10 protein-coding genes and 1 pseudogene are annotated in these 10,454 nt (G+C 46.9%); 8 read left to right on the top strand and 3 right to left on the bottom strand.

The genetic code is table 11. The features are described 5' to 3' along the window. Positions 1-341: 341 nt before the first annotated feature. From QT979_RS29160 to QT979_RS27860, 6 genes and pseudogenes are all read left to right on the top strand, one after another. Positions 342-458 (top strand): annotated as a pseudogene (locus QT979_RS29160) (IS630 family transposase); the annotation flags it as partial. Between the two features lie 30 nt (positions 459-488). After that, the gene (locus tag QT979_RS27880) at positions 489-1,502 is read left to right on the top strand and encodes a pentapeptide repeat-containing protein (RefSeq protein WP_445304819.1); all 1,014 of its coding nucleotides are present in this window, start codon (positions 489-491) and stop codon (positions 1,500-1,502) included. A gap of 352 nt (positions 1,503-1,854) precedes the next feature. Beyond that, entirely contained in the window at positions 1,855-2,169 is a 315-nt protein-coding gene (locus tag QT979_RS27875; protein ID WP_006633212.1) for a hypothetical protein, read from the top strand. 134 nt (positions 2,170-2,303) lie between these two features. After that, a complete protein-coding gene (locus QT979_RS27870; protein ID WP_333312282.1) occupies positions 2,304-4,031 on the top strand; it encodes a succinate dehydrogenase/fumarate reductase flavoprotein subunit in 1,728 nt (575 codons plus the stop codon). A gap of 162 nt (positions 4,032-4,193) precedes the next feature. After that, positions 4,194-4,418: a hypothetical protein gene (locus tag QT979_RS27865; protein WP_333213463.1), complete on the top strand. Its 225-nt coding sequence runs from the start codon at positions 4,194-4,196 to the stop codon at positions 4,416-4,418. Next, positions 4,418-4,588, top strand: a complete 171-nt coding sequence (locus QT979_RS27860) for a hypothetical protein (protein WP_333213464.1) — start codon at positions 4,418-4,420, stop codon at positions 4,586-4,588. Before QT979_RS27865 ends, QT979_RS27860 begins: the two co-directional genes overlap by 1 nt. A gap of 37 nt (positions 4,589-4,625) precedes the next feature. On the opposite strand, the gene QT979_RS27855 is transcribed toward QT979_RS27860, so the two are convergent. Continuing rightward, a complete protein-coding gene (locus QT979_RS27855) occupies positions 4,626-5,516 on the bottom strand; it encodes a Uma2 family endonuclease (protein ID WP_333312281.1) in 891 nt (296 codons plus the stop codon). Positions 5,517-5,773: 257 nt separating this feature from the next. Continuing rightward, positions 5,774-6,682 (bottom strand): tetratricopeptide repeat protein, encoded by a 909-nt coding sequence (locus tag QT979_RS27850; protein WP_333312280.1) that lies wholly within the window; start codon positions 6,680-6,682, stop codon positions 5,774-5,776. Between the two features lie 580 nt (positions 6,683-7,262). Here QT979_RS27850 and QT979_RS27845 point away from each other — a divergent pair. Next, positions 7,263-8,510, top strand: coding sequence for a hypothetical protein (locus QT979_RS27845; protein WP_333312279.1), 1,248 nt, complete (start codon positions 7,263-7,265; stop codon positions 8,508-8,510). Between the two features lie 85 nt (positions 8,511-8,595). Here QT979_RS27845 and QT979_RS27840 read toward each other — a convergent pair whose 3' ends face one another. Continuing rightward, the gene (locus QT979_RS27840; protein ID WP_333108202.1) at positions 8,596-9,771 is read right to left on the bottom strand and encodes a homocysteine biosynthesis protein; all 1,176 of its coding nucleotides are present in this window, start codon (positions 9,769-9,771) and stop codon (positions 8,596-8,598) included. Positions 9,772-10,079: 308 nt separating this feature from the next. Between QT979_RS27840 and QT979_RS27835 the strand changes: the two genes are divergently transcribed. Beyond that, positions 10,080-10,379 carry a Uma2 family endonuclease gene (locus tag QT979_RS27835; RefSeq protein ID WP_333312278.1) on the top strand — a complete coding sequence of 100 codons (300 nt, stop codon included), beginning with the start codon at positions 10,080-10,082 and terminating at the stop codon, positions 10,377-10,379. The last annotated feature ends 75 nt before the right edge of the window (positions 10,380-10,454 follow it).

Genomic DNA, 10,454 nt, shown 5'->3' with positions numbered 1-10,454 from the left:
AGTTTTTGAGCAACAGCTTGCCTTCTGCTAAAAGGCTGCTACTTTTAGCTGCACTGATTTTTTAGTCTAAACTACAGCTATAAAGGTTGATTCCATTTCCACGCAGCTTAACATTACTTTACCAAGTCAGGGCTCCCTCAAAAAGTATACTTTCCCATCTACCTGGGCTTTATAGTTCAGGACGCATGGGATAGTCAGACACTGAGTTTTTTCAATAAAAATTGCATTCGCTCCTTGAATACCGATCGAAAAAACCGAGCTTCTTTGGTATAGCAACTCCTCAGACAATTGTGGTGTAAACTAAGAACGATCTTTTTTGTTGCAGAGCGATCGGACCACTCATGGCAAAACCCTACAGCTACGATCTACGCCAGAAAGTCATTCCAGCAATCAAGCTCGATTGCTTAAAAATTATTGCCCTATGGCTAAAGCGACAAGACCAAAAAGGAAGTTTTCTAGCTTGGTTGCCAATAGCTACTGCTCTACTTGTGCCTTCCCTGACTTTGACAAACCCAGCTTTTGCCGCCAACCCGGAACACATCAAGCAACTGTTAGAAACAAAACAGTGCAAAGGTTGCGATTTAACAAACGCTCAATTAAGGGGTGCGAGTCTGGAGGGGGCTAATTTGGCAGGAGCTAACTTAGAAAATGTATATTTGTACAAAGCTAATCTTGTCAATGCTAATCTTAGCGGTGCTAATGTCAGATCGGCTGACTTAGGAGATGTCAACATGAAAGGAATTAACCTGAGCGGTGCTGACTTGACAGATACCAATCTTAAAGGCAACGATATGACGGGCGCTAACTTAGAAAATGCCAACTTATCTAAAGCTATTTTAAAATGTAATAAAACAACTCGAACTAGACTGACTTATGCTAACCTCAAAAAAGCTAACTTGACTAAGGCAGATCTCAAGGGAGTATCGCTTATAGGTGCAAATCTCGCAGATGCCAATCTTAGCGAGGCAAATCTGAGTCCTGACAGTTATCGTGCGGGGAACATAATCTATATTTCTCCTGCCTATCTCAGCGGTGCTAACTTGAGAAACGCCAATCTTAACAAGGCTACGTTAAATCGCGCTAATTTATATAGAGCTAATTTAAATAATGCCATTTTAACTAACGCTAGGCTGAATGATGTTAATTTATATAGAGCTAATTTGAATAATGCCATTTTAACTAATGCTAGTCTTAGTTATTCTAACTTGGAAATGGCTCAATTAACGGGAGCAGATCTAACGAAGGCTTCTCTAAGGATGACCAACATGGAAGGAGCAAATTTAATTAAGGCTAACCTCAGTAATGCCGATCTTGTGAAGTCCAAACTTGTTGATGCTAACCTAACAAATGCTATTTTAAAATCAGCCAGATTGGTAGATATCAACATGAGTAGAGCTAACTTAATGGGGGCCGACCTCAGCGGTGCGGAAATGCGTAAAAATAACCTCTGTGATGTCACAATGCCAGATGGCACAAAAACTAAAGAAGGTTGTGGCAACTGATATCGAGCTCTAACTGTCGCCAAAAGAGAAAAGTTAAGTTGATTCATTTGATTTGAACTTGGATGGAACAATGCCGATCTTCGCCCAAAAGTCGAATTCGTAAACAGCTAGATGAGTGTGATTACTTACCCCCTGCGATCGCAGATGTCTTACGCCTTGCGTCCTAACACGGGCGGTTGCTATATTGAGGGAAAGCAACAATTTATAAAGTCTTGTTGCGACTTCTGTAAAAATGCTTAAAATAGCCCCCAAACCAAGCTAGGGTAGCTAAACTGATAAATCTACAGTGGGGACTGACGCACTGTCAAAGTATTTTTGCACAAGTCTTAATAGCAATCTCGCCAGGAGCAAAATGAATAATATCCAAAACTATCGCCTTAAATGTACCCTCACCTTTGGCGACATTTACGGTCAAATCATTGTTTGGCTGATAGTCATCTTCCTAAGTCTAGCGTCGGCACTCGCCTTGTGGAGTAGCGCCCGCCAAATCTTCGCCTTGGCTACCGTCGGCTTGATTTTAGTGCTGTCTCTCCCCTTCTTGCTGTTTGCTTTCGTTACAACTCTGCTAAATAACATTGAAGTGCTTGCCGTAGAACCCGGTACGGAACCTCAACCTTCTGCAACGGGAAATCAGTCGCTTCAGAACCCTGCCGAAAGCGCCGGCTAGTCCAATGTGAAATTTTGATTTAACTTTTGATTTTCCATTCAAATCAAAAGTTAAAAAACTTCCTGCGCTTTTGGTAGGAAGTTTTTTTTTGCGTCACCATAAGTTGAGAACAACACTCAAAATAATTCAAAAAAATGCTAGAACACGACGTAATCATTGTAGGCGGCGGTTTAGCAGGTTGCCGCGCCGCAGTAGAAATTGCTCGGACTGACCCCAGTTTAAAGGTAGCTGTCGTCGCCAAAACTCACCCAATTCGATCGCACTCCGTCGCAGCCCAAGGTGGCATGGCCTCCAGCCTCCAAAATGTCGATCCCGAAGACAGTTGGAAAGCCCACGCCTTCGACACAGTAAAAGGTTCAGACTATTTAGCCGACCAAGACGCGGTAGAAATCCTCACCCGCGAAGCCCCCGGTGTAGTCATAGATTTAGAACACATGGGAGTCCTCTTCTCCCGCCTCCCAGACGGCAGAATTGCCCAGCGCGCTTTTGGCGGACATTCCCACCGCCGCACCTGCTACGCCGCCGACAAAACCGGTCACGCCATCCTCCACGAATTAGTCAACAATCTGCGCCGCTGCGGAGTTCACATCTATCAGGAGTGGTATGTCACCCGCCTGATTTTGGAAGAAGGCCAAGCCAAGGGGGTAGTTATGTACCGCCTGCTAGACGGTCAAATTGAGGTTGTCCGTGCTAAGGCGGTGATGTTTGCTACGGGGGGTTACGGTCGAGTTTACAATACCACGTCGAACGATTACGCCTCGACGGGAGACGGTTTGGCGATGACGGCTTTAGCTGGATTGCCGCTGGAAGATATGGAATTCGTGCAGTTTCACCCGACGGGTTTGTATCCCGTGGGAGTGTTGATTTCGGAGGCTGTGCGGGGCGAAGGCGCTTATTTGATTAATTCAGAGGGCGATCGATTTATGGCCAATTATGCCCCGTCGCGGATGGAATTAGCGCCCAGAGATATCACTTCGCGGTCAATTTCCATAGAAATTCGCGCCGGCCGAGGGATTAATGTTGATGGTAGTGCCGGCGGCCCCTTTATCTATCTGGATTTGCGGCACATGGGACGCGAAAAAATCATGAGCAAAATTCCTTTTGCTTGGGAAGAAGCCCACCGTTTGTTAGGAATTGATGCCGTAAATCAGCCGATGCCCGTGCGCCCTACAGTTCACTATTCAATGGGGGGAATTCCTACTAATGTTAGCGGGCAAGTTCGCAGCAGTCCTGACAGTTTAGTAGACGGTTTCTTTGCAGCGGGCGAAGCAGCTTGCGTGTCGGTTCACGGCGCCAACCGTTTGGGCAGCAATTCGCTTTTAGAATGCGTCGTTTACGGCAAAGTTACTGGGGCAACCATAGCACAATTCGTGCAAAATCGCAAGTTGCCTACAGTAGACGAACAGCGTTATATTATGGAAGCAAAAGAGCAAATTCAGGCACTTGTAGAGCGTCCAGGAAAATACCGCATCAATCAAATCCGGCAGCAGTATCAAGATACTATGACTGAGTATTGTGGTGTATTTCGTAGTGCCGAATTGATGCAGGAAGGTTTAAAAAAATTGGAGGATTTAGAGCGACAATATGAGGAGGTTTACTTAGACGATAAAGGCAAGTTGTGGAATACGGAAATTGTGGAAGCTTTGGAGTTGCGGAGTTTGATAATTGTCGGAAAAATGATTTTAACTTCTGCTTTGAACCGTCAGGAAAGTCGGGGAGCTCATTCGCGGGAAGATTTTACTGAGCGCGATGACGGGAATTTTTTGAAGCATACAATGGCGTATTATTCGCCGGCGGGGATTGATTTGGCTTATATGCCCGTGGCGATTACGATGTTTGAGCCACAGGAACGTAAATACTAGAAGCTAGTTTGAAATCCTTGTTCCCGTGCTGAACTTGGGAACAAGGAAAACCTTACACACAGCAGAAGTTAAAAATGCTAGGATATAATAAAATTGGCTAAAATAAATAAAAAATATTTTGGTTACAATGAAAATAATCTGGTAATTTACTGAACAATAACTATGAGTAAAACAGCACATACATCTCAATTCCAGCAAGCTCTTGAAGCTGTAGAAATTTTATCATTAGAAGATCAAGCCATGCTTCTAGATATTCTTCAGAATCGTCTGCGACAACAGCGACGAAATGAATTACTCAAGGAAGTGGCAGAAGTTCGTCAAGAGTATGCTGAGGGCAATGTTAAATTTGGGTCGGTAGCCGATTTTATGGCGGAGTTGGATGATTGATGAAAATTGGTTGTGGTTGGACTCCCAAATTGACAGGAGATTTATCGGGTATCTGGTCGTGTTCCATAGATTATGATTATCGGATTTTATTTGAGTTTGCGATCGATCCAGAAGATGAGGAGGAAGCGATTTTATTGCTCAAAATGGGTCCTCATGATGAAGTCTATTAAGACCGATCGCCCTTTTCCCCAATTCTCTCTCACTATCTCACTCTCCAGCATTCTCCGTCACTTCCTCCACAGATAAACTTAACGCCTCCGCCACCTGTTCGGCACTCAAACCCATTCCCAACAACCGGGGAATTGCATCCCTTCTTGCCTGAAATTCAGCTTGTCGTGCCTGTTCTGCACTCTCGGCTCGCAACCTTTCTTGTTCAGCTCTTTCCCGCTGTTGTTCCCCTCGCAATCTCTCTAATTCTGCTCTTTCATCGCCAATCAACAGCAAATTACCTTCCTCGTCCCACCAACGCAGCCAAAGCATGGTTTGATTTTGATAACTGCCTTGCCAAAGTCCCAATTCTATGCCTAAAGATGAAATGGGAAAATGACCGCGTTGATTGAGTTCTAACAGTTGATAATACCCCTCCATCAACCGATAAACTTCTAATCGACCGCTGTTAATTTCATAGATGCCGTAATAGGGAATTCGCATCACCTGTTCGTACACCCAAAACTTTCCCGGTTTCGTTATTACCCCTTCATCCGTGCGAGATAAAGGAGTACGATCGCGCTCTTCATCACCGTTCCCGCTCGCAAATTCCAAAGCAATTAACGGTGCTATGTGTTCTCGCCACAGCACGTAGGAACGGCGAATTTGACCGTCTAAATTAGGAGGTACATTGGGAACATAAAACCAATCAGGAGCTTCTGCACCTTTTTCCGGCGGCTCGGTTTCTCGCCAGTAAATGCCGCAGTCTTGACCGATCGCATATTGTCCGTCAGGATGCCGCTGTTGCAAAATTTGCCCGATCGAATCTGTTAAAATTAAACTTTGCGGATGCTCCTGAAAATTTTTCACAAAAGTACCGTCTGACTCTGGTAATTGAGTGTGGTCTGGAAAAGCAGGAGGTAGAACAACGCGGTCAACGCTTTGGGTCATAATTCCCTCCGAGGTCTTACCTAATTGGTAATTAGTAATTGGTAATCGGTAACAGGACGCTGGGCGTGAGGACTTAGAAACCCGGTTTCGACCTGTATCTGTCGTCGTTCAACCAAGATTTATCTTAGAAACCGGATTTCTTTTCGTAAGTCCTGCGTAATTAGGAATAAAGCGAGTAGTTTTGAGTTTAAAGTATTAAGTTTTTAACTTAATACTTTTTCACTGACAACTCAAAACTCTTTTACTTAAAACTTTCCTTAAGGCTTCGGTAGCGCACCTTCAGGACTAGGAGAAGCAGCCGGTTCGGGAGTCGTTGCAGCCGCAGGAGAAGGCGAAGGAGTGCCACTAGCTAACTGATTAATTTGGTCTTTATAGTTAGGAGGAGCTAACTCAGTAGCTCGATCGAACAGCGTTTTTGCTTCATCTGTTTTGCCCTGTTCCTTCAGCACGATCGCCTTTCCTAAAGTCGGGCGAAAATCTTTGGGATTAGCCTTAGCAGATTCGTCGTAAATTGCGATCGCCTCCTCGTAGCGCTTCTGGACAGCATAAACCTGCCCCAAAATCAACTGCACTGAAGTTACATCCACACTTTCCGGTTTCGCCAGATTTGCAGCCGGAGCCGCCTTCAGGGTATCTTGCAACAGTCCGATCGCAGCTTCCGGCCGCTGCTGCACTAGCAGCAAATTCACCAACCCCTGCAAAGCCTTAATTTCCCCAGGCTTAGACGCTAAAATTGACCTGTAAGCCTGAGCAGCCCCTTCGCGATCGCCCGTGCGTTCCTTAGCCTGAGCCAGCAAAATCCCGTATTCAGTAGTCTCAGGATTCAGCGCAGCCAACTTTTCCAAAGGAGCGATCGCATCCTTAATGTCGCCCACTCCTTGCCCAATCAACTCCAGCCGCACCTGCAACAATCCCCGCAAAGCCGTTACGTTGTCAGGTTCCCGCTGCAAAACCAATTCGTACCCCCTCGCCTGAGCTTGCAGCAACTCTGATTGCTTCTCCCCAGACTGGGCCGTCTGAGTAGGCGTTGGAGTTGACTGACTTTGCGCTTGGCTGGCCTGGAGAATACTGTTTAAAATTGGCACAAGGGAAAATCCCAAAAAAGCGATGAGCGACAGCACCACCACCACAGTAATCAACCCACGACGCTTGTTTGCTTTTTCCATAATTCAACTATCCCAGCTTAAAATCTACTATTTTCTAAGAATTCAGGCATTGCCGGGGGCATCTGCCATTTAGCTCGATCGGTGCAACCGTAAACGTTTTTAACTTCAAAGTCCGAACGGACAAAGCAGCCTTTTACTTGCAGCTAATATGGTAACAGACCCACAACTCCATGCTAGCTAAACAATTTTGGACACTCAGACCCGCAGCCCCAAGGACTGCGGTGTCTGTCCAATTTAGTCTGGTCAAGCTAAAAATTACCGAAAATATGGCGGATCAGGCCGTTAGGTAATTGGATTAAGTAAAATAGGCAAGCTGAATATCCTAAATGCTATTAGCCAGCAACTCCAGCTCAGCGCGATCGGCGATCGATCGGTCAGCAACTCCCAAAGTCCTTGCTCGCAAGGATTTTAGCAGCCAGCTAACCGATCGGCACTCGTAGCGTTGAAAGTTGGCGTTGACGGGTCACAACCAGACCTCCAGGCGCAAGCCCGAAGTCAGGTGCTAGTAGTTTTTAAAGCAGTTTCTTCAGTTTATTCCTAATTTCCCTTAAGGGATGTGTCTCCGCTGCAAGGAGTTTTTATGAACCCCTCTCCCAACCGGTCTTCCAAATCGTCCAAATCTACTTCAAATCGCAAGGATCAGCCGAGCGAACTGGCCGTCAATCCGCCTAAAGATACAGATTCCATTCCTGAGACACCAGACGAAAGTTCGGTGCCTTCGGCGTTGGCTGCACCTGTTGACCAAAATCAACCGGCAACGCCCACAGACGCCCCAGCGTCCAAGGATAGGCTGCAACGACCACGCTACAGTTCTGCCCTCGACAAGGACAAAACAAAGCCACAAGACCAGCCCAGCAATGCTCCTGCACCCCCGGCGCCGGCAGTGCCTTCGACACCTGTCAGCGATACTCCAGCCCTAGCAGTCGCACCGCCGGCAAACGCCGAGCCTGCAGCTAACGAAAGTCAGGCCGCTGAGGACATACCCTCCGTCATGCGCCAACATCCCATCCCCCCCCCCAGCGAACCCAGACAGTACCGAGCTGTTGGTTTGGTGCGGGGTCGCTACACGCCATCAGAAGAGCAATTCACCCGGGGTATGCTGATAGCTGCCGACGGAACTGCCATCGACGCAGTTTTGCTGGGTAGAGTCATGAGTTTAGTCAAAAATCACCTGGATCTGGAACAAGAACACCTGTGGGTGGTCTATCCCCGCACCAGGCAAGAAGACGGCAACTTGCACGCCCAGATTATGGGGGTTTGGGAGCCGGAAACGCTCAAGAAACCTCCCGAACCGTCCTCTGACGAGGAAAATCAGGAAGCAGCGGAGATTGAGGCTAGTGGCGAAGCATCGACCGCATCTTTGCCTCCCTCGGAACCCGATGTTGAAGATGGCTATTTTTCGATTAGAGGTGAGGTGATTTATCAATCCCAAGACCAAGAAAAGTATGTCATCGTCAAAATCAAGCAAGCTCCCCGCAAGAATGACGACAAGATGAAGTTTTTTAAACTGAAACTCAAGGGAGATTTAGCAACAAAAGCGATCGGGTTTTTTTGGGATTTCCACGTCAAATTGAAAGCTGACAGTCTGATGATTGAGCAGGCTAATAATATTGGTGCCCTGCCGATTAAAAAGCGGAAATTCCCCCCTGGCAGCAAGCCGCCGGGTGGCTTCAAAGGAGGAGGGAAGCGTCCGTTTACTCCTAGGCCCAGCGGTGACGGTGCTCCTGTAGGGCGTCCTACCATCAAGTCCGCAGCAGCAGCACCACCGCCTGTCTCGAAGGAACCTCTTCCTAAGCCGGTTAAGAAGCCTAAGCCGATCGAGGAATAAACCAATTTTAGATTTTAGATTTTAGATTTTAGATTAGTGTTTCCAAGACTAATTTACAACCGCTAAATCGCCAATCTAAAATTCTTTATTCGAGCCGGACTTGTGCGCCCCACAAATCTTGCGGGAGAAATACTCTGTCGGTGGGTAGGGGAGCAACTGGGGCCGTGAGGGTAAATTGACCCGCTTCAATTTGCTGCTTCAATTCCAATGCTACTTGCCGGGAGAGAAACATACTCGCAAGGGGGGCTGCCCGCACAGGTTTGCCCTCTATCAGGATGCGGCCAGTCTTTAATTGAGCGTAACTAACTAAACCGAATGTGGGACGAACGCGCCGGGGGATAGAGAAATCTACCACCGGCGCTACTATTTTTTTGTCTGATACTGCACAGTGGGCGACGACTGTTTCGTTTAAGACTGGAAACGGGATGCCGACTCCCAGCATCAGCGATGGGCCGTAGTTTTTGAAGTAGCAGCCCCGCACCCATTTCGAGTTCATCTGTTTGGCGTCGCCGATGAGTGCGAGGGTGGCAGCGGGGCCGATGGGGGTGCGGTTGGGCTGGCGTTTTTGTAGCGGGAAGTGCTGGGTTCCTTCCCAGGTGATATAGCCGGTGGCGCCTCCTAGGAAGATGCGAGTGCCGATGCCGATGATTTCGAGGTCGGGGTCGTTGAGGAGGGGAGACATGGCTCCAAGGTTCGAGTAGACGGCGTTGCCGAGGTTTGGTTGCAGGGGGCCGAGGTAGGTGAACAGTGGGCGATCGCCCCCATTGACGCCAACAATAAAGTTTTGATATGCGTTGCGGGGATTGAATAAATAAAACTGGTTGATTGTATCGCGGGTAATCGTGGTTTCAAAGGAGGCGCGCGGGTAGCAGTCTGTTACTTGTCCCAAGGCCCGCAACTGCACTGGTTTGCCGGCTATTAAGTCTTCGATGACGTGTCCGCCGCCCCGTTCGCGGGATTCTTCGCCGTCTTCAGCTACTTGGGTGGCTCCCAGGTACAGGTCTACTGCCCCGAAGCCCGAGTAGGCTAAAACGCCGTCTAGCCAGCACTGGCGGATTTTTATGGGCGGGTCGGTATGGCCGAGGTTGATGATTGCACCGGAGGATTCCATCGGCTCGAAGGTGCCGGTGGTAATCACATCGACTTCTTTGGCGGCTTGGGTAATGCTGGTTTCTTGAACTCTCGTTTTGAGTTCTTCGATTGTCCAGACTGTGGCTTTGCCTTGGCTGATTTTATCGTTGATTTCGTCGATCGATCTCATATATTTTAGATTTTAGATTTTGGATTTTAGATTTTGAATTGATTGATTTTGGAGTGATTTTGATTTGGGATTGATTGTGGATTGATGGAAGGTCTATCGAGCTGGTTGTTTGAGATAAAAGCAATATATTATAACTGAGATGTTGCACCCTTCTCAACAAGCCTTTTATGAACAGGCTTTTCGGCCTGTTCCACAATAAAATTCACTTGTCGTGGAACAGGCATCTTGCCTGTTCTTGATAATGATGCAAAATGTAAATTATACCAGATACAATAACAATATCATAAATAAAATAAAGCGCGATCGCCATGACTCAAGCGATATTAAAACCAGTCACCTTCGATAAATTTATTGGCTGGTATCCTGAAAATTCGGTAAACCGTTACGAACTCCCCAATGGAGCTATTGTGGAGATGCCTAAAGCAACCGGAGAACATTCAGAAGTAGCGGGCTTCCTTGTCGCTGAACTCAACTTTGAAATCCGACGACTAGGACTTCCTTGCTTCCTTCCCAAAGAATGCGTTGTCGCCACCAATTATGATACAATCTTCACAAAAAAATGTCACTGCAGGCAAGCTCCAAACCCATATCCAGTAACTCATGGCTAATCTAAAATCTAAAATCTAAAATCTAAAATCTAAAATCTAAAATCTAAAATCTAAAATCTAAAATCTAAAATCTAA

Source organism: Microcoleus sp. w2-18bC1 (assembly GCF_036700365.1).
Lineage (GTDB): Bacteria > Cyanobacteriota > Cyanobacteriia > Cyanobacteriales > Microcoleaceae > Microcoleus.
The sequence above is the reverse complement of the archived record's forward strand: the minus strand, read 5'-3'. Positions and strand labels throughout refer to the sequence as shown.

Excerpts from the sequence above, each read along its gene's own strand:
- QT979_RS27875 (WP_006633212.1), top strand. The coding sequence starts at position 1,855 with ATGAATAATATCCAAAACTATCGCCTTAAATGTACCCTCACCTTTGGC.
- QT979_RS27870 (WP_333312282.1), top strand. The coding sequence starts at position 2,304 with ATGCTAGAACACGACGTAATCATTGTAGGCGGCGGTTTAGCAGGTTGC.
- QT979_RS27865 (WP_333213463.1), top strand. The coding sequence starts at position 4,194 with ATGAGTAAAACAGCACATACATCTCAATTCCAGCAAGCTCTTGAAGCT.
- QT979_RS27860 (WP_333213464.1), top strand. The coding sequence starts at position 4,418 with ATGAAAATTGGTTGTGGTTGGACTCCCAAATTGACAGGAGATTTATCG.
- QT979_RS27855 (WP_333312281.1), bottom strand. The coding sequence starts at position 5,516 with ATGACCCAAAGCGTTGACCGCGTTGTTCTACCTCCTGCTTTTCCAGAC.
- QT979_RS27850 (WP_333312280.1), bottom strand. The coding sequence starts at position 6,682 with ATGGAAAAAGCAAACAAGCGTCGTGGGTTGATTACTGTGGTGGTGGTG.
- QT979_RS27845 (WP_333312279.1), top strand. The coding sequence starts at position 7,263 with ATGAACCCCTCTCCCAACCGGTCTTCCAAATCGTCCAAATCTACTTCA.
- QT979_RS27840 (WP_333108202.1), bottom strand. The coding sequence starts at position 9,771 with ATGAGATCGATCGACGAAATCAACGATAAAATCAGCCAAGGCAAAGCC.
- QT979_RS27835 (WP_333312278.1), top strand. The coding sequence starts at position 10,080 with ATGACTCAAGCGATATTAAAACCAGTCACCTTCGATAAATTTATTGGC.